Below are 21,641 nucleotides of genomic sequence, written 5' to 3' on the forward strand. Positions count from 1 at the left end.
GCTATGCCTCGTTCTCGTTGCCGGCACGTACCGGGATGGAGGCCCCGATCAGGACCTTGCCCTTCTCTTCCGGCGTGGCGGGGCGCATCTGGCCGCGCTCGTCCGGGACGAAGGTGATGGAGTCGTCCTTCTGGTCCGGGGCGTTGACGAAGGAACGGAACCGGCGCAGGCGCTCGGGGTCCTTGAGGGTGTCGGCCCACTCGTCGATGTAGGTGTCCACGTGCTTGGCCATGGCCGCTTCGAGGTCCTCGGCGATGCCCAGGGTGTCCTTGACCACCACGTCCTCAACGTGCTTGATGCCGCCGTCGAGCTCTTCCTGCCAGCGGGCCGTGCGCTGCAGGCGGTCCGCGGTGCGGATGTAATACATGAAGTAGCGGTCGATGTACTTGATCAGCGTTTCGTCGTCGAGGTCCTTGGCGAGCAGCTGCGCGTGCGCAGGGGTTGCACCGCCGTTGCCGCCCACGTACAGGTTCCAGCCGTCTGCCGTGGCGATCACGCCCACGTCCTTGCCGCGGGCCTCGGCGCACTCGCGGGCACAGCCGGAGACGCCCATCTTGAGCTTGTGCGGGCTCCGCAGGCCGCGGTAGCGCAGCTCCAGCTTGATGGCCATGGCCACCGAATCCTGGACACCGAACCGGCACCAGGTGGAACCGACGCAGGACTTCACCGTGCGCAGGCTCTTGCCGTAGGCCTGGCCGGATTCGAAGCCGGCGTCCACCAGTTCCTTCCAGATCTCGGGGAGCTGTTCCAGCCGGGCGCCGAACATGTCGATCCGCTGGCCGCCGGTGATCTTGGTGTACAGGTTGTACTTCTCGGCCACTGCGGCGATGACGCCGAGCTTCTTGGGCGTGATCTCGCCGCCGGCGATGCGCGGGACCACCGAGTAGGTGCCGTCCTTCTGCATGTTGGCCAGGGCGCGGTCGTTGGTGTCCTGGAGGGTGCCGCGGCCGGCGTCCAGCACGTAGGCGCTGTTCTGGCTGGCCAGGATGTTGGCGATGGTTGGCTTGCAGATGTCGCAGCCTGCGCCCTTGCCGTACTTGGCCATGATCTCTTCGAAGGAGGTCAGTTCCAGGACGCGGATGGCGTCGAAGAGTTCCTGGCGGGACAGTTCGATGTGCTCGCAGAGGGCCTTGGAGACCTCAACGCCGGACTTGGTGAGTTCGGTTTCCAGCAGCTTCTTGAGCATCGGAACGCAGGAGCCGCACTGGGTGCCGGCACGGGTGCAGCCCTTGAGCTCGCCGAGTTCCTGGACGGGTGCGTTGCCCTCGCAGGCGCCGCAGCCGTTGATGGCGTCGCGGATGCTTCCCGCGGTGACGTTGTTGCAGGAACACAGGGTTGCGTCGTCCGGCAGCTCTGTTTCGGGGGCGTCGCCGCCGCCGGCGGCACTGAGGAACGCTCCGGGTTCGGCGGGAAGTTCGCGGCCGAGGAGCGGGCGGAGGCTCATGTACGGTGAGGCGTCGCCGACGAAGATGCCGCCCAGCAGGGTCTTGGCATCGTCGGTGGTGACGATCTTCTGGTAGACGCCGCGGGCGGGGTCGGCGTAGACAATCTCGAGGGCGTGCTCGGTCTTGGCAAAGGCGTCACCGAAGCTTGCCACGTCCACACCGGAGAGCTTCAGCTTGGTGGCGGTGTCGAATCCGGGGAACGTGGCGTCACCGCCATGGAGGCGGTCGGCCACGATCTCGGCCATGGTGTTGGCGGGAGCCACCAGGCCCAGGCACATGCCGCCGTAGTTGGCCACCTCGCCAATGGCCCAGATGCCGGGTACTTCGGTTTCGCAGTAGTCGTTGATCACCACGCCGCCGCGGGGACCAAGGCTGAAGACCTGTTCCTCGCCTTCGGCGGCGCGGAAGAGTTCGTCGCGGGGCCGGACGCCGATGGCCACAATGACCATGTCCGCTTCGATGATGCGGCCGTCCGCCATGAGGACGCCGGTGACCTGGCCGTCGTCGTCGGAGAGCACCTCGGACGGGAAGACGCCGCCGTGGACTTCGAAGCCCTTGGCCTTGATGAGCCGGCCCATTGCCTGCCCTGCGCCCTCGTCCAGCTGGGTGGCCATCAGCCACTGCGAGCCGTCAATGACGATGGGGTTTGCGCCCAGCTGTTCCGTGCCGGCGGCCGATTCGAGGCCGAGCAGGCCGCCACCGATGGTGACTGCATTGACCTTCCGGCCGAGCTTCTCAGTGAGTTCGGCAATTTTTTGGTTGATGGTCCAGACGTCTTCGAGCGTGCGGTAGACGTGGGTGAGCTCGTTGCCGGGGATGGGCAGGCGGGCGGCGTTTGAGCCGGTGGCCACCACCAGTTCGTCATAGGGGTAGGTGTTGCCGGTGGACGTCTCCACGGTCTTCGCGCCGGCGTTGATCTTCACAACGCGCTCGCCGGTCTTCAGCTCCAGCGAAGGGTGGTCCCACATGGAAGCGGATCCCAGGGTCAGGTCCACGCCGGTATCGGTGAGGGCCTTGGACAGCGCGACGCGGTCGTAGGGGAGGTGGGCTTCCTCGGTGAGGACCGTGACATGCCAGCCATCGAGGCCACGGGCATGCATTGCGTCCGCAAAACGGTGGGCCGCGGGGCCGCCGCCGGCGACGACAATGCGGCGCGTTGTCTCGGTGTTTGAAGTCTGTTCGGTCACTGTGGGCCTTTCGCATGGGCCGCAGCGGTGCTCCGGCCTTCTCTGACGAGTGTCCATCCAGACTAGGGAGAGGCAGTTTCGCCTCAGTTTCCCCTTTGTTTCGCGAACTTAACTTCTGCATCACGAACGCATTTCGGGCCGGGTTAGGTGTCTTTTACGCGCCGGACACATTTGCTGCATCCCCACGAAACACCCCGCGCCTAGCGTGGAACCCGGCCGCACAGGCAGCCACAACCCACGGACAACAAGCACAGGGAAAGGAGCCGGACATGACGGCAACACTGGAACTTGGGGCGCTCGACACCGCAACCGCCGAAGCCGGAGCGGCCGCCGCAGGGTGGCACCGCGTCTGCCACCTGAACGACCTGGAACCCTCCTGGGGTGAAGCGGCCCTGGTTGCCGGGCGCCAGATCGCCCTCTTCCGCACCGGGCCCGGTGAAGTCTTTGCGGTGGCCCACGAGGATCCGGCCACAGGCGCGCATGTCATGGCGCGCGGAATCCTTGGCTCCAAGGGGGCCCGGCCCACCATCGCCTCGCCCCTGCACAAAGAGGTCTACGACCTCGAAACCGGGGAGTGCTTCAGCGCTCCCGGCCTAAAGCTTGCCGCCTTCAGCAGCCGGATCGTCGACGGTTTCGTCGAAGTGGAGCTGTAAACAACAGCACATCAATCCCGCACCACCCAGGAAAAGGGGCGCCCCGGCAGGCGCCCCTTTCACGGCTTAAAGTCCCAGCGCCTCGCTGACGTCGCGGAGCACAGCATCCAGCGATGCCCGGGCTGCCTGCCGGGCGGCGGGCAGTTCCGCGGCGGAGGCAGCCTGGTGGATCACTTCCACGTAGCACTTGAGCTTGGGCTCCGTGCCGCTGGGCCGGATGATCACGCGCGTCAGGTCCCGGGTCACGTACAGCAGGCCGTCGGTGGGCGGCAGCTGGTCCGTGCCCTGGGCAAGGTCCGTGAAGACTTCCACCGTGGACGATCCGAAGGATTCCGGCGGTGACACCCGGAGCCGGTTCATCATCGCGTCAAGGAGCCCCAGGTCGGCGACCCTGATGCTGAGCTGGTCGCTGGCGTGCAGGCCGTGCTTCAGGTACAGCTCATCGAGGGTGTCGAAGATGGTTTTCCCCTCGGCCTTGGCTGTCGCCGCAAGCTCGGCGATGAGGACCGCGGCGGAGATGCCGTCCTTGTCCTTCACCACGTCCGGTGCCACGCAGTAGCCGAGGGCTTCCTCGTAACCGTAAACCAGCCCGGGTACCCGGGAAATCCATTTGAATCCGGTGAGCGTTTCCTCGTGGGCGTAGCCGGCGGCCGTGGCGATCCTGGCCAGCAGCCGCGAGGACACGATGGAATTGGCGAAAACGCCGCTCACGCCCTGGGCCTCACCGCCGGGGGCAGTGGCAGCCAGCCGGGCCACCACGTGGGCGCCCAGCAGTGCCCCCACTTCATCTCCCCGCAGCATCCGCCAGGCCCCCGTGTCCGGGTCCTTTGCGGCCACCGCGGCCCGGTCCGCATCGGGGTCGTTGGCGATCACGATGTCGGCATCCAGCCGCGCTGCAGTTTCCACGGCGAGGTCCAGTGCCCCGGGTTCCTCCGGGTTGGGGAAACTGACGGTGGGAAAGCCGGGGTCCGGCTCTGCCTGTTCGGCCACCAGGGTGACATCGCTGAAGCCCGCGGCCTGAAGCACGGCCCGTGCTGTTCCGCCGCCCACGCCGTGCAGGGGAGTGAGGACGACGCGCAGGTCCCGGGAGGGAAAGTGGTCCCGCAGGGCGAGGGAGGCCGTGGCGCGCTGGTACTCCGCGGCGATGGAGCCGTCCAGGACGGTCCAACCCTCCGGTGCCAGCAGGATCGACTCCAGCGGCCCCACCGCGCTGATCCGGGCCGCGATCTCTATGTCATAGGGGGTGACGATCTGGGCGCCATTTCCGCTGTCAGGTACGGCGTGGCGGCCCAGGTACACCTTGTAGCCGTTGTCCTGCGGGGGGTTGTGGCTGGCGGTGACCATCACGCCGCCGTCGCAGCCCAACGCCCGCACGGCGTAGGCCAGCACGGGGGTTGGCAGGGCCGAGGGCATCAGGAAGGTTTCGATACCGGCAGCAGTGAAGATGGCCGCGGTTTCCGCCGCGAAAATGTCCGAGTTGTAGCGGGCGTCGTACCCGACGACGGCGCGAGGCCGGGTTCCCCGGGAGGCCCGGCCCACTGCGTCCGCCAGGAACGCTGCCAGGCCCGCCGCGGCACGCCGGACCACCACGCGGTTCATGCGGTTGGGCCCGGGGCCGAGCGCGGCCCGCAGGCCGGCCGTGCCGAACTGGAGGGTGCCGCGGAAGCTGTCTTCGAGTTCCTGCCGGGCGGCAGGATCACCCTCTTCCACCAGCCTGACCAAGTCAAGGAGGGACGCCGACGTTGCGGGATCCGGGTCTTGGGAGGCCCAGGTGCGGGCTTCGTCGAGCAGGCGGAAATCGGCATCGGAAGACGTCATGGGCATAACGCTATCGTCATTGTCCGCTTACTCCGCGCAACGCGGAGCCCGTTTGGGCGCCGCCGCTTTCAGAGCTTGGCGATGATATCGGCGAGGAGCCTGGAGATCCGCGGGCCTGCTGCCTCTCCCGATTCGATGACCTCCTGGTGGCTGAGCGGCTGCGGGCTGATGCCGGCGGCAAGGTTGGTGACCAGCGAAATCCCGAACACCTCCATGCCGGCATGCCGGCCTGCGATGGCCTCCAGCGCCGTCGACATGCCTACCAGGTCGGCGCCAATCCGCTTGGCATACTGCACTTCCGCCGGCGTTTCGTAATGGGGCCCGCTGAACTGGGCGTAGACCCCCTCGTCGAGGGTGGGGTCCACCTCCCGGGCAAGGTTGCGGACCCGGGAGGAGTAGAGATCTGTCAGATCCACGAAGGTGGCCCCCTCCAGCGGGGACGCCGCGGTGAGGTTAATGTGATCTTTGATGAGTACCGGCGTGCCAGGAGCCCAGTCCTCGTTGAGTCCGCCGCAGCCGTTGGTGAGGACCAGCGTGCGGCAGCCTGCGGCGGCTGCGGTGCGGATGCCGTGCACAACGGCGCGTACCCCTTTGCCTTCGTAGTAATGCGTCCTGGCGCCAAGGACCAGGGCGCGCTTGCCGTCCCTGGCCAGCACCGAGCGGATGGTGCCAACATGCCCTTCCACGGCGGGGGCGTGGAAACCGGGGACTTCTTCGGCGGAAAGGGTGGCGGTGGTTTCACCGATCAGGTCGGCTGCGGCGCCCCAGCCGGAGCCAAGCACCAGCGCCACGTCGTGGCGGTCCACTCCTGTTTCTTCGGCGATGTAATCGGCAGCGGCCCGGGCCGAGGCGAAGGGATCCGTGTTCAGGAAGTCTGTTGTACTCACCAGTACAAGTTATCCTGCCGCTCCTGTTGCGCCCACCACAGGCGGCCGCGGCGGAGCGTGGAATTCTTGGTGCTGCGGCGGTGATGGGCGAGAATGATTGATTGTGACTACGCATCCAGATTTCAGTTCACCCCGGATCGCAATCCTGGGAGGTGGTCCGGGCGGATACGAGGCCGCCATGGTGGCCGCCTCGCTGGGAGCGCAGGTCACCATCATCGAGCGCGCAGGCCTGGGCGGATCCGCCGTCCTGACGGACGTTGTGCCGTCCAAGACGCTGATCGCCACCGCGGACCTGATGACGCGCGTTGCCGAGGCAGGCGAGCTGGGCGTGAAGTTCGACGTCGACGGCGGCGACTTCGTCCCGGTGATGCGCGCGGACCTGAAGCACATCAATGACCGCCTGCTGAACCTGGCCCGCAGCCAGTCAATGGACATCCACGACGGACTCGAGGGCCAGGGCGTGCGCATCCTGACCGGTTCCGGCCGGCTGCTGGATAACCACACCATCGAGGTCATCACCCTGGACGGCACCGAGATCGTGGAGGCAGACACCATCCTGCTGGCCGTCGGCGCGCATCCGCGTGAGCTGCCCACCGCCCGGCCGGACGGTGAACGCATCCTCAACTGGACCCAGATCTATAACCTGGACGAGCTGCCCGAGGACCTGATCGTGGTGGGCTCCGGTGTCACCGGCGCGGAATTCGCCTCGGCCTACAACGGCCTTGGCTCAAAGGTCACGCTGGTTTCCAGCCGCGACCGCGTGCTGCCCGGGTCCGATGTGGATGCCGCTGTGGTGCTGGAGGAAGTGTTCGAACGCCGCGGCGTCCGCGTCATGTCGCGTTCACGCGCGGAATCCGTGGAACGCACGGAGGACGGCGTGGTGGTCACCCTCAGCGACGGCTCCAAGGTGGCCGGCAGCCACTGCCTGCTCTGCCTGGGCTCCATCCCCAACACAGCCGGCATCGGACTGGAAGAGGCGGGCGTGGCGTTGAGCGAGAGCGGCCATATCAAGGTCGACGGCGTCTCCCGGACCAGTGCGCCGAACATCTACGCCGCCGGGGACTGCACCGGCGTCCTGCCGCTGGCCTCCGTGGCAGCCATGCAGGGCCGGATCGCCGTCGCCCACTTCATGGGTGACGTCGTTACTCCGCTGAAGCTGCACCAGGTGGCTTCCAACATCTTCACTTCCCCCGAGATCGCCAACGTGGGGGTCTCCGAAGCGGAGATCGATTCGGGCAAGTACCAGGGCGATGTGGTGAAGCTTTCGCTGCGCAGCAACGCCCGGGCCAAGATGCGCAACGCCCGGGACGGGTTCGTGAAGATCTTCGCCCGCAAGGGATCCGGCACGGTGATCGGCGGCGTCGTGGTGGGGCCCAACGCCTCGGAGCTGATCTTCCCCATTTCCATCGCCGTGAAGCAGAAGCTGCATGTGGACGATGTGGCCAGCACCTTCACCGTCTACCCGTCGCTGACCGGGTCCATTTCCGAGGCGGCGCGGCGCCTGCACGTGCACCTGTAACAGCGGGGTACCGGCAGGGGGCGGGAAAGTCTGGACCCTGCTGCGGCCGCCTGCATAGACTCCTTCAAGGACCGGCCGGGAATTCCGATTACGAATTTCCGGCCGTCCCTGCATCAGCCGACGACGCGAGGAGAATCCCATGGAACTGCAGGACGTCAAGTGGAACGAGCAGGCACGCGAGAAAATCCTGCTGGACGCCGACAGGGCGCTGCAGGAAGCGGTCCGTGAAGCAGCATCGTCACTGTCGGACGCCGGCAAGGACGAGGTGTACAAGTTCCTGTACGAGAAGCTGAAGCCGCAGTTCGTCGACTTCCAGCCGGGGCCGGACCTCACCGAGTTCGCGGAAGCAGTGGCCGGCGGAGAACTCTCCGCCGCTGCCGAGGCCGGGGCTGAAGGGTAGGCGGGATCATGGCAATGGCTCTTGAACGGCCCCGCCGCGGCAAGATGATCGGCGGCGTCTGCGCAGCGCTCTCGGCCCGGTTCGGCCTTCCAAAGTTCCTGGTGCGGTTGGGTTTCGTGATCTTCGGCCTGGTGGGGATCGGCGAACTGGTTTACATCGCGCTGTGGATCATCATCCCGAAGGCGCCGGCGTAGCAAACAAAGCAATGGGTTGGCCCCGGAAGTTCCGGGGCCAACCCATCTGCGGGCCGGGCGATTCACTCAGGAGACGGCTGGGGAGAAATGTTTTTCGATCAGCCCCTTGATGTCCTCATGGCAGCCGCCGCAGCCGGTTCCGGCGCGGGTCGCCTTGGAGACCTCAGCCACGGTGGAGCAGCCCTCCGAGACGGCGTCCTGGATGGCAGAGCCGCTGACGCCCGCGCAGCGGCACACGGTGCCCGCAGGATCGGCGGTACCGGCTCCGGGCAGCTGGTCCGGCCCGTCCAGCCGCAGCAGCAGCGACCGGTCCGCCGGCAGCTCGGCCGAACGCTCAAACAACCCCACCAGTTCGGCGGCGGTCCGTGGCATGCCCACGGCCACCAGCCCTTCCAGGACGCCACCCCGGGTGGTCATCTTCACGTAGCGGCCGTGTTCCGGATCCGCCCACTGGGCCACCTGGAGCCGGGGACGCCCGTTCGCAGCGCCGGCGTTCAGGGCTTCCTCGTCCCAGGGATCTGCGCTGTTGTTGCCGGCCACAGCCATGCTCAGGCCGCGCGCCTTCAGGACAATAACGCCGGGCTGCTCCGCCGGCAGTTCCGCCAGGACTTCGGCGTCATCGACCGCGCCGGTGGCGAGCAGGGCCAGGTACGCCGCCAGCCATTCGGCCTGGCGCCAGCCGGGACCCACCAGGCCGGACGGACCCTTGGCGTTGCGGCAGGCAGCACAGTCCGGGTCCGGGCAGCGCACCTCCGCGCAATCGCCGATGGCAAAGATGTGCGGTTCATGGTGGGCGCGGAGCCGGTGGTCCACCAGGATGCCGGCTGCGGTGGAGAGCCCGCAGCCTTCGGCCAGTTCGGTGCGGGGACGGACGCCGCACGAGATGACCAGGAGGTCCCCGTCAATCGCCGAACCGTCGTCGAGCAGCAGCGCCGAGAAACCGCCGTCGGGAGCGTTGTGCTCAACCCCGGTGGAGCGCGCGTTTCCAGCCATCCGCACGCCGCAGTGGCGCAGACCCGCGGCCAGGACGGCGCCGCCGCTGCGGTCGATGTTGCGTCCCAGCGGGTGCGGGCCATTGTGGACCACCGTCACGGTGGCGCCTTCCTCGGCCGCGGCAAGGGCTGTTTCCAAGCCCAAAACGCCGCCGCCCAGGACCACCACACGCTTGCCGCCGTCCACCGCCCGGCGGAGCACGTCAGCGTCGCGAAGGTCGCGCAGGGCAGTCACACCGGCCGGCAGGACGGGTGAGGCGGGGTCCGGGTTGATGCCCGTCAGGTTGGGGATGACCGGCCGTGAACCGGTGGCGAACACCAGCCGGTCGTAGTGGATGGAGTCCCCACCGGAAAGGAGGACCTGCTGCCGGGCGCGGTCCACGCGCCGGACACGGACACCCAGGCGGACGTCAACGCCTTCGGCCACCAATGCGGCGGCGTCGGAGAGGGCGAGGGCATCGGCTGTGGTGCGGCCAACGCCCAGGTCCGCCACCAGGACGCGGTTGTAGGCGGCTTCAGCTTCCTCGCCCACCACGGTCAGCCCCACGTGCCCCGCACGTACGGCGGGGAGGAGTTCGTCAACCAGCCGGGCAGCCACCGGGCCGAATCCAACAATGACAACCTGCTCGCTCATGAGGCCTCCGTCGTTTGAAGCATCTTGCTGGAAAGGGGTGCAGCCACGGCCCGCACCCAAACCTTGTTGAACTTGAACTCAGGCATCCCGGACGTGGGGTCCGTGGCCGCCTCGGTCAGGCGGTTTGCGCTGCCCAGTCCGGGGAAGTGGAACGGCAGGAAGACCGTGTCCGGCCGGATGTCGTTGCTGAGCTCGGCCCTGCACACCACCTCGCCGCGCTCGTTGGCCACGGACACGAGGGAATCGGCCGTGATGCCCATGGCCTCGGCGGCAGCGGGGTGGACCTGGACCTTCGCCTCGGGCCGGGATGCCAGCAGCTCGGTGACACGCCGTGTCTGCGCACCGGACTGGTAGTGCTCCAGCAGCCGGCCCGTGATGAGGGTCATGGTTCTCGCTGCGGGGTCAGGGTTGGGGGCAGGCGTACGACGGCGGCGGGGCACCACGGGGGTCATCACGGCTTTGCCGTCGGGGTGGGCGAAGCGGTCCCGGAACAACCGGGGCGTGCCGGTGCTGCCGGCAGGGTAGGGCCAGTAGGCAGCTTCCCCGCGGTCCAGCATCGCGTAATCGATGCCTGAGTAGTCGGCCAGGCCACCGGCGGAGGCGAGCCGCAGTTCCTCGAAGACGGTTTCGGGGTCCTCGCTGTAGGTGGACGGGGCGTCCAGCCGCTCCGCCAGACGTGCCATGATCCACAGTTCGCTGCGGGCGCCGGCGGGCGGGGCCAGGGCGCGGCGGCGGCGGAGGACCCGTCCCTCGAGGTTGGTGAGGGTGCCTTCCTCCTCCGCCCACTGGAGCACCGGGAGGATGAGATCGGCCTCCGCGGCGGTCTCCGACATGAAGAAGTCACAGACCACCAGGAAGTCCAGGCTCCGCAGGCCGGCGGTCACGGCGTTCGCGTCGGGGGAGGCAACCACCACGTTGGAGGCGTGGATGAAAAGGCACCGGACGCCGTCGGGCTGTCCCAGCGACTTCAGGAGCTGGACCGCAGGCAGGCCGGGACCGGGAATGGTTTCCTCCGGAACGCCCCAGACGCGGGCCATATGGGCGCGGGCGGCGGGGTCGGTGATCTTGCGGTAGCCGGGCAGCTGGTCGGCCTTCTGGCCGTGCTCGCGGCCGCCCTGGCCGTTCCCCTGGCCGGTCAGCGTGCCGTAGCCGCTGCGTGCGGAACCGGGCAGGCCCAGCAGGAGGCTGAGGTTGATGGCGGCGGTGGCGGTGTCGGTGCCGTCGGTGTGCTGTTCCACGCCGCGGCCGGTAAGGATGTAGCTGCCGCCCTGGCGGGCGCCGGCGGCAAGCCTGCGGGCGGTCTCCCGGACCAGGTCGGCGGGGACGCCCGTAAGGGACTGGACGCGTTCGGGCCAGAAGGAGTTGACGCTGCGGACCACGGCGCTGTAGCCCGAGGTGCGTTCCTCGATGAAGGCGGTGTCCACCAGGCCTTCGTGGATGACCACGTGGGAGATGCCCAGCAGGAGGGTGAGGTCGGTGCCCGGCAGGGGCTGGAGGTGGAGGCCGCCGCCGTCGGCCGTGAACGCGGCTGTGGCGGAGCGCCGCGGATCCACCACAATCAGCCCGCCGGCGTCGCGCGCTCCCTTAAGGTGCTGGACGAAGGGCGGCATGGTTTCGGCCACGTTGGAGCCAAGCATGAGGATGGTGCTGGCCGTGTCCAGGGCTTCCAGCGGGAAGGGCAGGCCGCGGTCCACCCCGAAGGCGCGCATTCCCGCGGCCGCCGCGGAGGACATGCAAAATCGGCCGTTGTAGTCGATGCGCGAGGTGCGCAGGGCCAGCCGGGCGAATTTGCCCAGCATGTACGCCTTTTCGTTGGTGAGGCCGCCGCCGCCGAACACGCCGACGGCGTCGGCACCGTAGCGTGCGCGTGCGTCCCTGACGGCGGACGCGGCGAGGTCCAGGGCATGGTCCCAGCTGATGGGCCGGTGCACGCCGTCGGCACCTTTGAGGAGGGGCTCGGTGATCCGGCCCGGGTGGTTCAGGAGCGTTGCGGAGGTCCAGCCCTTGCGGCACAGGCCGCCCCGGTTCGTGGGGAAATCGCGTCCGCTGACCTCAAGGGCAGCCGTTGCCGCAGCTGCCGGGGCGGAGGACTGCAGGGTGGGCAGGAGCGGCACGGGGACTGGCCCCGGCTGGGGAGCCGGGGCCAGTTCCGCTGGAGACGTGAGCGTCATGGCGCACTGCAGGGCACAGTAAGGGCAGTGCGTGTCGGCGCTGTTGGTCATGTTAGACGTGTCCCATCGCATTTCGGTTGGCGTTGCGGATGTAGCAGAACCAGCAGACGGCGAGCATCAGGGCGTAGGCCGCGACGAAGCCGTAGAAGGCCGGGGTGTAGGAGCCGCTGGCCGCATTCGATGCGTTCAGCACCTGCGGGATGACGAAGCCTCCGTAGGCGCCGATCGCGGAGATCAGGCCCAGTGCCGAGGATGCCAGTCGCTGGGTGGCCACCGAGCTTGCCCCGGATTTGGCTGCCCGGCTGGAGGTGGCGAAGATGACCGGGATCATGCGGTAGGTGGCCCCGTTTCCGAAGCCGCTGGCGGTGAAGAGCATCAGGAACAGGGCCAGGAAGAGCCAGAAGTTCTTCAGCGGCAGGGTCCAGATCATGGTCAGCGTGATGACGCCCATCGCGGCGAAGGCCGTAACGGTCATCCGCGCCCCACCCATGCGGTCGGCCATGCGTCCGCCGTAGGGGCGTGCTAAGGAGCCCACCAGGGGCCCGAGGAATGCGAGCGACAGGGCGACGGTACCGACGGCGATCGAGGAGAACTCCGGGAAGTAGTCCTTGATCAGCTTGGGGAACACGCCGGCGAAGCCGATGAAGGAGCCGAAGGTGCCGATGTACAGCAGCGCCATGATCCACAGGTGCGGTTCCTTGAGCGCCGCGACGGAGCCGGCCACGTCACCCTTGGCGCTGGTGAGGTTGTCCATGTACTTCCAGGCGCCGAAGGCGGCGAGCAGGATGAGCGGAACCCACATCAAGCCTGCTATGGGCAGGTTGACGGTGCCGGCGGCCAGGAGCGTGATTGCGATCGGGACGGCGAGCTGCGCGACGGCGGCACCCATGTTGCCGCCGGCTGCGTTCAGTCCCAACGCCCAGCCCTTTTCACGGGCCGGGTAGAAGAAGGTGATGTTCGCCATGGAGCTGGCGAAGTTACCCCCGCCGAAACCGGCCAGGGCGGCGATCAGCAGCATGACACCGAACGGCGTTTCCGGGTTGGAGACGCACAGGGCCAGGCCGATGGAGGGGATCAGGAGCAGCAGGGCGGAGACGATGGTCCAGTTGCGGCCGCCGAAGCGGGGGACCATGAAGGTGTAGGGGATGCGGAGCGTGGCGCCCACCAGGCTGGGCATGGAGATGAGCCAGAAGATTTCCGACGTGGAGAAGGCGAATCCGGCGGAGGGGAGCTGGACCACCACGATGGACCACAGCTGCCACACGACGAAGCCGAGGAACTCGGCGAAGATGGACCAGTTCAGGTTGCGGCGGGCGATGGAGCGGCCTGCCGTTTCCCACTGCTCCTTGTTTTCGGCATCCCAGTTGGCGATCCAGCGGCCGGGACGGAATTCAAGGGCGGGAGCGTCGGTGGTGCGGGTAGTGCCGGGCTGTGCGCTGGCGGATGCGGCTGCTGGCCCTTGTGCATCGTCAAGGTCCAGGGAATTGCCAGTGCCGGCATCTGCGGTGCGGTCGACAGTCACGGGTTACCTCCTTCGGGGGGATGTTGTCCTTCCAAGGTAGGGACGGCGCGTTTCACAGACCGACGCCGGATGTTAACGCGTTGTGACATTTGCCTATCGGCCCGCTGGGGCCATCGTTAGGATGTCCCGCGGCTCCACACAATGAGACGGACGACACGCGTCCGCATCCTGGACCTTTCGTCCATTGACTGGACCACGGGAACTAAGATCGAACTCTAACTATTTCGAGCCGGGGGCTATCCCTGCGTCCGGCGGGTTCTCACGAAAGCGTTCGCATATGTCATCCACCGCAGCCTCAACGGTGCCCGGTTCCAAGAAGCCGGTGAACTCCAAAGGCAAAGTCATCTTCGCCAGCCTTATCGGCACCACCATCGAGTTCTACGACTTCTACATCTACGCAACGGCGTCCGTGCTGGTCTTTCCGCGGCTCTTCTTTCCGCAGGCCACGGACATCAATGCCCTGCTGAGTTCCTTCGCCATCTTCGGTGTCGCCTTTATCGCGCGCCCGGTCGGCTCGGTTCTCTTCGGCCACTTCGGTGACAAGTTCGGCCGCAAAGGCACGCTGGTAGCCTCGCTGCTGACGATGGGTATCGCCACCTTCCTGATCGGGCTGCTGCCCACGGCCTCGGTGCCCGGCTGGGCAATTCTGGCTCCGCTCATGCTGGTGGTCCTCCGCTTTGCACAGGGCCTGGCGTTGGGCGGCGAATGGTCCGGCGCCGCCCTGCTGGCCACCGAGAATGCCCCGGAAGGCAAGCGGGCTGTCTACGGAACGTTCCCGCAGCTCGGTGCCCCCATCGGCTTCATCCTCGCCAACCTCCTTTTCATCTGGCTCAACTTCGCGCTCTCCGCCGAGGACTTCCTGGCCTGGGGCTGGCGCGTACCGTTCCTGTTGAGCGCCGTGCTGGTCATTGTGGGGCTCTACGTCCGGCTGAAGCTCGTGGAGAGCCTCTCCTTCCAGAAGGTCCTGACCGAGGAGAAGGTGGCCAAGCTTCCGTTCGCAGCCACCTTCAAGAACCACTGGCGTCCGGTGCTGGCCGGAACGTTCATCATGCTGGCCACCTACGTGCTGTTCTACGTGATGACCTCCTTCACCCTGACCTACGGCACCAAGCCGGCTTCGGTAGAGGCCGCCCAGGCCGCAGCAGAGAAGGCAGGCAAGCCGATGTCCGCAGCAGAGGTTGCCAACTTCGTCCCCGGCCTGGGCATCGCCCGCGGTGACTTCCTCTGGATGCTGATCCTCGGCGTCGTGTTCTTCGGGATCTTCACCCTTGTATCAGGCCCGCTGGCCGAAAAGTGGGGACGCCGGAAGTTCCTGCTCGGCGTGACCGCAGGCATTTTTGTCTTCGGGCTGCTGTGGTTCACGATGTTCGGCCCGGGTGCCGCTGCCGCCATCATCGGACTGATCGTGGGCTTCACCCTGATGGGCCTGACCTTCGGACCCATGGCAGCGATCCTGCCGGAACTGTTCCCTGCGAACGTCCGGTACACCGGCTCGGCAATCGCCTACAACCTGTCCAGCGTGATCGGGGCAGCTCCGGCGTCGTTCATTGCCATTGCCCTCTGGCAGGCCGCCGGCGGAAGCACCTGGCTGGTGGGTGTTTACATGGCCGCCGCCGCGGTGCTGACCTTCATCGCCTTGTGGATCACCCGCGAGACCAAGGACACCGACTACGAGAACAACGTGGCCTGACATCCGGTCCCGTGCGTTCCGGCCCGGTTAGTGGCTGAAGTGCCCGGCGCATTCCCCGTCAACAGGGGAGTGCGCCGGGCACTTCGTTGTCCGGGGCGCAGTAACCGGGCGGGAAGGCACGACGGCGGGAAGGCACGGCGGATAGTGCAGGTCACCGGGCGTAGCGGGCCACGAAGTTCCGCAGGATCTTCATGGGTTCCGTCACGGTGTACTGCCGGGCCTTGTCCATCAGCTCCTCAGCCGATTCAGGCGGAAAGTAGCCCGCATACCGGTAGATGTCGATCCGGGTGATGAGGCCCTCCACATCCAGCTCAGGGTGGAACTGGGTGGCATACAGGTTTTTCCGGATGCGGAACATGTGGACCGGGCAGGCCGCGGACCGCGCCAGCAGCACGGCGTGCGGCGGCAGGACAGTGCAGGCCTCCTTGTGCCCAGTGAACGCCGGAAAGCTTCGCGGCATCCCCTCGAGCAGCGGGTCCGCCAGGCCGGCGTCGGTAAGTTCAATCTCGACGCCGCCCAGCGGTTCGCCGTAGGTCCGGTCGATCACGGCGCCCTGATGCCTGCCGAGGGTCCCCACGCCGTAGCAGGCCCCGAGGAAGGGGAAGTCCCGTGCCACCAGCTCATCCAGCAGCCCGGAAAGCTCACGCTCCACCCGGTGCTGCACAGCAGTCTTCTCCGCCGGCGGGTCACTGGACGTGAACGGGCTGCCGCCCACAATCACGCCGGAGTAACGCGAGAGGTCAAGGCCGGGCATCGGCGCCGCCTCCAGCCGGATCCGGTGGAGTTCCTGCGGCTCCAGGCGGCCGTACCGGAGATACGCGTCGTACTCGTCCTCCGCCGCGGCATCTTCGGCCCTGGACGCGAGCAGCAGGAATGGCAGCATCTGCTAAGTGTGCCCTGCTGCGCGGCCGCCTGTCAGCTGTTGGCCGGCTGGCTCAGGGAACGGCGTGACTGCGGCCTGGCAGCCGGATCGGCATGCCGGTGCACCAGCTTCCAGTAGCCTTCCTCGCGGCGGAACACGCTGGTAACCCGGAGCGCAAACTCCTCGGCGACGCCGGCACCGTCAAGGCGGGCACGGAAGTGTTCGGTTTCCACCAGGAACGCCGTGTTGCTGGCCTTGTAGGACGTGATGGTGTCGAAACCGAGCATCTCGCCGTCCTGGAACTGCCGCGCGGCCTGGTCAAGCCGGGCCTCCACCTGGGCCCAGCCCCGGGCGACGCCGCCGAAGGGGTTGGCCAGGGTGACGTCGTCGAGCCGCGAGTACAGCTCTTTGATGGGTTCCGGGTTGCCCCGGGTGATCTCGGGAACCGCAGCGTGGTAGCGGTCCACTTCTTCCTGAAAGCTGGGTGCGAGCATGATTGCCTCCGGCGGCTAGTCTTCGATGATGGCGATGACGGCGCCGGCACTGACCGTTTCGCCGGCTGCTGCGGTGAGGCCCGTGATGGTGCCGGAGCGGTGCGCGGTCAGGGGCTGTTCCATCTTCATGGCCTCCAGGACCACCACCAGGTCACCCTCGGCCACGATGTCGCCGTCGGCCACCGCCACCTTCACAATGGTGCCCTGCATGGGAGAGGTGAGGGCGTTGCCGGTCGCGGCGGCCGGGCCGCCGGAGCGGGACCGCTTCTTGGACTTGGCGGGCTTGGCCGCCACCGCCGATCCCGTGCCTGCCGAAGCCAGCGACGCGGGCAGCACTACTTCGAGGCGCTTGCCGCCCACCTCGACCACCACGCGCTGGCGGTCCTCGGCAGCTTCGCTTTCGGCGATGCCGTCAGGGGTCCAAGCCGGCAGGTTGTTGGTGAATTCCGTCTCGATCCAGCGGGTGTGGACCTTGAACGGGCCCTCTGCCGGGGCGAACGCGGGATCGGAAACCACTGCCAGATCGAACGGGATGACGGTGGGGATACCCTCCACCACCATTTCCTCCAGGGCGCGGCGGGCGCGCTGCAGGGCCTGCGGCCGGCTGGCACCGGTGACAATCAGCTTGGACAGCATGGAGTCGAAGTTGCCACTGATCACGTCACCCTGCTCAATGCCGGAATCGATGCGGACGCCGGGGCCGGTGGGGTTCTTCAAAACCCGGATTGTTCCCGGGGCGGGCATGAAGTTCCGGCCCGGGTCTTCCCCGGTGATGCGGAACTCGAACGAGTGGCCGCGGACCTCGGGGTCGCCGTAGCCGAGCTTCTCGCCGCGGGCCAGCCGGAACTGCTCGCGGACCAGGTCGATGCCGGTGACTTCTTCGGAGACGCAGTGCTCCACCTGGAGCCGGGTGTTCACTTCGAGGAAGGAGATGGTGCCGTCCTGGCCGACCAGGAACTCGCAGGTGCCGGCGCCGAGGTAGCCGGCTTCCTTGAGGATCGCCTTGGAGGATTCGTAGAGCCGCCGGTTCTGCTCCTCCGTCAGGAACGGGGCAGGCGCTTCCTCCACGAGTTTCTGGTTGCGGCGCTGCAGCGAGCAGTCACGCGTGGAAACCACCACCACGTTGCCGTAGGCGTCGGCAAGGCACTGCGTTTCAACGTGGCGGGGTGCGTCCAGGAAGCGCTCAATGAAGCACTCGCCGCGGCCGAAGGACGCAGTGGCTTCACGGACGGCGGAATCGTAGAGCTCGGGGATCTCCTCGCGGGTCCGTGCCACCTTGATGCCGCGGCCGCCACCGCCGAAGGCCGCCTTGATGGCCACCGGAAGGCCGTGCTGGTCCACGAAAGCCAGGATCTCTTCGGCGGATTCCACGGGATCCGCCGTGCCGGGAACCAGGGGAGCGCCCACCTTTTCGGCGATGTGCCGGGCCTGGACTTTGTCGCCGAGGGCGGAGATGGCCTCCGGGGACGGCCCGATCCAGGTGATGCCCGCCTCGATCACGCGCGCGGCGAACTGGGCGTTTTCGGCCAGGAAGCCGTAGCCGGGGTGGATCGCGTCCGCGCCGGACTGCCGGGCAGCGTCAATGATCTTGTCCATCAGCAGGTAGGACTCGGCTGCGGTGTTGCCACCCAAGGCGTAAGCCTCGTCAGCGAGGCGGACGTGCAGGGCGTCGCGGTCCGGGTCGGCGTAGACGGCCACGGATGCGATGCCTTCATCGCGGGCGGCGCGGATGATACGCACGGCGATTTCACCGCGGTTTGCGATCAGCACCTTTGTGAGGGTCGACTGCGTGGTTCCTGCGGACTGCTCCAAAATTGCTGACAAGGCGTCTCCTTCTTTCCTTGAGGGAGCCTAGCGCGCTTTTGGAGGTTTCGCCGATATTACTTGCGGAATCCGCGTGTAAACCGGGAAGGCTTTGTAGGGAAGCTACAAGATGCCTCGAAATGGTGATGATTTACGGCGCGGGCCAGAGGTCGGTGATGCGGACATTAGCGGAGGCGAGCAGGCCCCGGAGGGTGGAGACGGAAAGGCCGACGACGGCGTGCGGGTCCCCGTCCACCTTCCGGATGAACGCCCCGCCGAGGCCATCTATCGTGAAGGAGCCGGCGCAGTGCAGGGGCTCGCCGGTGGCGATGTACGCGTCGATCTCCTCAGGTTCCATTTCCATGAACGCCACCTCGGCGGAGGCGACCGCTCCAAGCGTGGCGCCCGAGCCGGGCTCCCCGCCGTCGTCGTCCCCGTCCGTGTCCCGGCAGTCCACCAGCCAATGCCCGGTGTGCAGGACTCCCGCGTTGCCGCTCATCCGGAGCATCCGCTCGCGCGCAATGTCCGTGGTGTACGGCTTGCCGTGTGCCTCGCCGTCAAACTCGAAAACCGAATCGCAACCAAGAACCAGCGCGCCGTCGGCTTCGGGCAGTGCCGCCACGGCTTCGGCCTTGGCCCGGGCAAGGAGCAGCGCGGTGTCGTGCGGGTCGGTGACGCCGTAGTGTGCCTGGACGGCGGCCTCGTCCACGTCCGAGACCAGGACCGAATGTTGGATGCCGGCCTCGGCCAAGAGCTTGGTGCGGGCGGGGGACTGGGAGGCAAGTATCAGGCGGACCACGCCTCCAGCCTAGTCCGTCCCGCCCGCGCGCACCGGAGCCGGAGTCAGTGGACCAGCTCGCCCGATGCCTCCGCAGCCTCCGGCCGGCGAAGCCGGGCCCCCTCCACGTCCACGTCGGGCAGGATCCGGTCCAGCCAGCGGGGCAGCCACCAGGACTTTTCGCCCAGCAGGTACATGACCGCCGGGACGATGGTCATGCGGACCACGAAGGCGTCGAGGAGGACACCGAAGGCCATCGCAAAGCCGAGCGGCCGCACCATGGTGAGGTGGCTGAAGATGAAGCCGGCGAACACGCTCACCATGATGATCGCGGCGGCTGTGACCACCGCTGCGGCGTGCCGGAAGCCCACCCGTACTGCTTCCTTGGCGGACGAGCCGTGCATGTAGGCCTCGCGCATGCCGGAGGCGATGAACACCTGGTAGTCCATGGCCAGCCCGAACAGGACTCCGATCAGGATGATGGGCAGGAAGCTCAGGACGGCCCCGGGGTTGGCGACGTCGAACACGCCTCCCAGCCACCCCCACTGGTAGACGGCCACCACGGCGCCGAAGGCCGCGGCGAGGGAGAGCAGGAAACCGCCGGTGGCGAGCAGCGGAACCACGATGGAGCGGAACACGAGCAGCAGCAGGATCAGGGAAAGGCCGACGACGATCGCCAGGTAGGGCGGCAGGGCCTCGCCGAGCTTGGTGGAGACGTCGATGTTGCCGGCGGTCTGGCCGGTGAGGCCCATGGACACGTTGTGTTCTGCCTGGATCTCATCGTTCAGGCCGCGCAGTTCGGAGACCACCTGGACGGTGCTTGCGCTGGCCGGGCCTTCCTTAGGGATGACCTGGAAGACGGCCGTCCGGCGGTCCTCGCTGAGCGCGACGGGCACGGCGGCTACCACGTTATCGACAGAGCGCAGTTTGTCCGCGACGTCGTACTGGAGGGCCTGCGCCTGGGCCTCGTCAAGGTTGGCGGGGAACTCGCCCACAGCCACGACGGGGCCGGTGACGCCTTCGCCGAAGCTCCGGGCCGTCAGGTCGTAGGCCTGGTAGGCCTCGGATTCCACGGGTTCCGAACCGCCGTCAGGCAGGGCGAGCTGCAGCTGGGCGGCGGGCAGGGCAAGGGCCCCCAGCAGGGCCACTCCGGCGAGCAGTGCCAGCACCGGATGCCGGGTGACCAGGCCGCCCCAGCCACGCGTGCTGCCTTCACGGTCGGCCGCCTCGTCCGCTGCCTCGTGCCCGGGCTCGGCATTGTGCGCCTCCGCCTTGGCCCAGGCCCGCCGGGAAATGATCCGGCGGCCAATCAGCGACAGCATGGCCGGGGTGAGGGTGATGGCCACGAGGACCGCCACGGCAACGGTGCCGGCGGCCGCGAGGCCCATGACCGCGAGGAACGGCAGCCCGGGAACCACCAGGGCTGCGAGGGCGATGATGACCGTAAGGCCGGCAAACACCACGGCATTGCCGGACGTGCCGGTGGCGCGCGCAACGGACTCCTCAGGGTCCATCCCGGCCAGGAGCTGGGTGCGGTGCCGGTTCACGATGAACAGCGAGTAGTCGATGCCCACGGCCAGGCCAAGCATGAGGGCCAGCATGGGCGAGATGGAGCTCATGTCGAAGAGGCCGGACAGCGCGAAGGTGGTCCCGACGCCCACGCCTACGCCCACCACCGCCATGAGCAGGGGCAGGCCGGCCGCCACCAGCGTTCCGAGCATGATGATCAGCACCAGGGCCGCCACGGCGATGCCGATGATCTCGGCGGCGCCGAAGAGTTCGGAGATGTCCTCGGTGATTTCCTTGCTGGCCAGTGCGGTGACGCCAGCGGAGGAGGTTCCGTGCGCGATGTCCTGCACCTGCTGCCGGGTTTCGGGGCTCAGCCCGTTGATGGAGGCGTTGAACTGCACCTGCGCGACGGCGGCCCGGCCGTCCTCGGACACGAACCGGATGGCGGACGATGCTTCTGCCTGGCGCTTGCCCAGTTCCAGCTTCGCCTTGTTTGCCTCGAGCTCCTGCTGGCCGGCCTGGAGCCTGGCCTGGCCTGCCGCCAGCTCCGCTTTCTGCTGTCCCAGCTGGGCTTCCACCAGGGCAGCCGGGGCGCCGGCCGCGGCCAGCTGCTGTTCGGCCGCCTCCAGCTGAGCCTTGCCGGCCTCAAGTGCGGCGCGGGAGGCGTCAAGCTGTGCCTGGCCGGCCGCAAGCTGTTGCAGGCCCTCGGTGACCGCCTGTCCTGCCTGGTCCACCTGCGCCTGGGTGGCGAAGGGGTCCACGGTTCCGCGCACGTCCGGCAGGGTCTCGAGCTCCTGCAGCGCGCCGGTGACGGCGGCCCGGCCCTCGTCCGTGAAGCCGCCCTCCGGGGCTTCGAAAACAATGGTGGCGGTGCCGCCGGAGGCCGAGGGCAGGTCCTCTTTCAGCTTGTCCGCGATCCGCTGGGTTTCGGTGCCCGGGATCTGGAAGTTGTTGGAAAGGGTGCCGTGGAAGGCCGCGGCGGAACCGCCGACAGCCACCAGGGCGGCCAGCCACAGTGCGATGACCAGCCAGCGCCGGCGGTAGGAGAACTTGCCAAGGCGGTAAAGGAACAGTGCCATGAGG

General features: G+C 67.6%; 16 protein-coding genes. 5 read left to right on the forward strand and 11 right to left on the reverse strand.

All coding sequences use genetic code 11. The annotated features are described in order from the left end of the window. Window position 1: 1 nt before the first annotated feature. Window positions 2-2,632, reverse strand: coding sequence for a nitrite reductase large subunit NirB (gene nirB / locus AC5RU7_RS05640; RefSeq protein ID WP_494051465.1), 2,631 nt, complete (start codon window positions 2,630-2,632; stop codon window positions 2-4). Window positions 2,633-2,901: 269 nt separating this feature from the next. Here nirB and nirD point away from each other — a divergent pair, with 269 nt between their 5' ends. Further along, window positions 2,902-3,285, forward strand: coding sequence for a nitrite reductase small subunit NirD (gene nirD, locus AC5RU7_RS05645; protein WP_494051466.1), 384 nt, complete (start codon window positions 2,902-2,904; stop codon window positions 3,283-3,285). A 66-nt stretch (window positions 3,286-3,351) separates the two neighbouring features. Here nirD and AC5RU7_RS05650 read toward each other — a convergent pair whose 3' ends face one another. Further along, a complete protein-coding gene (locus tag AC5RU7_RS05650) occupies window positions 3,352-5,103 on the reverse strand; it encodes a phospho-sugar mutase (protein ID WP_494051467.1) in 1,752 nt (583 codons plus the stop codon). A gap of 68 nt (window positions 5,104-5,171) precedes the next feature. Further along, entirely contained in the window at window positions 5,172-5,990 is an 819-nt protein-coding gene (locus AC5RU7_RS05655) for a purine-nucleoside phosphorylase (protein WP_494051468.1), read from the reverse strand. A 103-nt stretch (window positions 5,991-6,093) separates the two neighbouring features. On the opposite strand from AC5RU7_RS05655, the gene AC5RU7_RS05660 reads away from it, so the two are divergent. The 3 genes from AC5RU7_RS05660 (at window position 6,094) to AC5RU7_RS05670 (ending at window position 8,103) form a co-directional block, all read left to right on the forward strand. Beyond that, window positions 6,094-7,509 (forward strand): NAD(P)H-quinone dehydrogenase, encoded by a 1,416-nt coding sequence (locus AC5RU7_RS05660; RefSeq protein ID WP_494051469.1) that lies wholly within the window; start codon window positions 6,094-6,096, stop codon window positions 7,507-7,509. 139 nt (window positions 7,510-7,648) lie between these two features. After that, window positions 7,649-7,909 (forward strand): hypothetical protein, encoded by a 261-nt coding sequence (locus tag AC5RU7_RS05665; RefSeq protein ID WP_494051470.1) that lies wholly within the window; start codon window positions 7,649-7,651, stop codon window positions 7,907-7,909. 8 nt (window positions 7,910-7,917) lie between these two features. Next, window positions 7,918-8,103: a PspC domain-containing protein gene (locus AC5RU7_RS05670; protein WP_494010566.1), complete on the forward strand. Its 186-nt coding sequence runs from the start codon at window positions 7,918-7,920 to the stop codon at window positions 8,101-8,103. 66 nt (window positions 8,104-8,169) lie between these two features. On the opposite strand, the gene AC5RU7_RS05675 is transcribed toward AC5RU7_RS05670, so the two are convergent. The 3 genes from AC5RU7_RS05675 to AC5RU7_RS05685 are packed head-to-tail and all read right to left on the reverse strand — an operon-like array spanning window position 8,170 to window position 13,422. Continuing rightward, window positions 8,170-9,729, reverse strand: a complete 1,560-nt coding sequence (locus AC5RU7_RS05675; protein ID WP_494051471.1) for an FAD-dependent oxidoreductase — start codon at window positions 9,727-9,729, stop codon at window positions 8,170-8,172. After that, window positions 9,726-11,951, reverse strand: coding sequence for a molybdopterin oxidoreductase family protein (locus AC5RU7_RS05680; protein WP_494051472.1), 2,226 nt, complete (start codon window positions 11,949-11,951; stop codon window positions 9,726-9,728). The genes AC5RU7_RS05675 and AC5RU7_RS05680 overlap by 4 nt, the downstream gene beginning before the upstream one ends. 1 nt (window position 11,952) lies before the next feature. Beyond that, the gene (locus AC5RU7_RS05685; RefSeq protein ID WP_494051473.1) at window positions 11,953-13,422 is read right to left on the reverse strand and encodes an MFS transporter; all 1,470 of its coding nucleotides are present in this window, start codon (window positions 13,420-13,422) and stop codon (window positions 11,953-11,955) included. A gap of 277 nt (window positions 13,423-13,699) precedes the next feature. Here AC5RU7_RS05685 and AC5RU7_RS05690 point away from each other — a divergent pair, with 277 nt between their 5' ends. Further along, entirely contained in the window at window positions 13,700-15,112 is a 1,413-nt protein-coding gene (locus AC5RU7_RS05690; RefSeq protein WP_494051474.1) for an MFS transporter, read from the forward strand. Window positions 15,113-15,263: 151 nt separating this feature from the next. Here the strand turns inward: AC5RU7_RS05690 and AC5RU7_RS05695 are convergent, their stop codons facing one another. From AC5RU7_RS05695 to AC5RU7_RS05715, 5 genes are all read right to left on the reverse strand, one after another. Further along, a complete protein-coding gene (locus AC5RU7_RS05695; protein WP_494051475.1) occupies window positions 15,264-15,995 on the reverse strand; it encodes a glutamine amidotransferase in 732 nt (243 codons plus the stop codon). A gap of 32 nt (window positions 15,996-16,027) precedes the next feature. Next, complete coding sequence (locus AC5RU7_RS05700; protein ID WP_494010560.1) at window positions 16,028-16,468, reverse strand: YybH family protein; 441 nt, start codon at window positions 16,466-16,468, stop codon at window positions 16,028-16,030. A gap of 15 nt (window positions 16,469-16,483) precedes the next feature. Next, window positions 16,484-18,292, reverse strand: a complete 1,809-nt coding sequence (locus AC5RU7_RS05705; RefSeq protein WP_494051476.1) for an acetyl/propionyl/methylcrotonyl-CoA carboxylase subunit alpha — start codon at window positions 18,290-18,292, stop codon at window positions 16,484-16,486. Between the two features lie 130 nt (window positions 18,293-18,422). Next, the gene (locus tag AC5RU7_RS05710; RefSeq protein WP_494051477.1) at window positions 18,423-19,070 is read right to left on the reverse strand and encodes a Maf family protein; all 648 of its coding nucleotides are present in this window, start codon (window positions 19,068-19,070) and stop codon (window positions 18,423-18,425) included. Between the two features lie 44 nt (window positions 19,071-19,114). Then, window positions 19,115-21,637, reverse strand: a complete 2,523-nt coding sequence (locus AC5RU7_RS05715) for an MMPL family transporter (RefSeq protein WP_494051478.1) — start codon at window positions 21,635-21,637, stop codon at window positions 19,115-19,117. Window positions 21,638-21,641 lie beyond the last annotated feature (4 nt).

It is taken from the genome of Arthrobacter sp. K410C, assembly GCF_059090105.1.

What these genes read in the sequence shown, in the direction of transcription:
- AC5RU7_RS05700 (WP_494010560.1), bottom strand. Translation starts at nt 16,468, where the DNA reads ATGCTCGCACCCAGCTTTCAGGAAGAAGTGGACCGCTACCACGCTGCG.
- AC5RU7_RS05670 (WP_494010566.1), top strand. Translation starts at nt 7,918, where the DNA reads ATGGCAATGGCTCTTGAACGGCCCCGCCGCGGCAAGATGATCGGCGGC.
- nirD (WP_494051466.1), top strand. Translation starts at nt 2,902, where the DNA reads ATGACGGCAACACTGGAACTTGGGGCGCTCGACACCGCAACCGCCGAA.
- AC5RU7_RS05650 (WP_494051467.1), bottom strand. Translation starts at nt 5,103, where the DNA reads ATGACGTCTTCCGATGCCGATTTCCGCCTGCTCGACGAAGCCCGCACC.
- AC5RU7_RS05695 (WP_494051475.1), bottom strand. Translation starts at nt 15,995, where the DNA reads ATGCTGCCATTCCTGCTGCTCGCGTCCAGGGCCGAAGATGCCGCGGCG.
- AC5RU7_RS05715 (WP_494051478.1), bottom strand. Translation starts at nt 21,637, where the DNA reads ATGGCACTGTTCCTTTACCGCCTTGGCAAGTTCTCCTACCGCCGGCGC.
- AC5RU7_RS05690 (WP_494051474.1), top strand. Translation starts at nt 13,700, where the DNA reads ATGTCATCCACCGCAGCCTCAACGGTGCCCGGTTCCAAGAAGCCGGTG.
- AC5RU7_RS05665 (WP_494051470.1), top strand. Translation starts at nt 7,649, where the DNA reads ATGGAACTGCAGGACGTCAAGTGGAACGAGCAGGCACGCGAGAAAATC.
- AC5RU7_RS05675 (WP_494051471.1), bottom strand. Translation starts at nt 9,729, where the DNA reads ATGAGCGAGCAGGTTGTCATTGTTGGATTCGGCCCGGTGGCTGCCCGG.
- AC5RU7_RS05680 (WP_494051472.1), bottom strand. Translation starts at nt 11,951, where the DNA reads ATGACCAACAGCGCCGACACGCACTGCCCTTACTGTGCCCTGCAGTGC.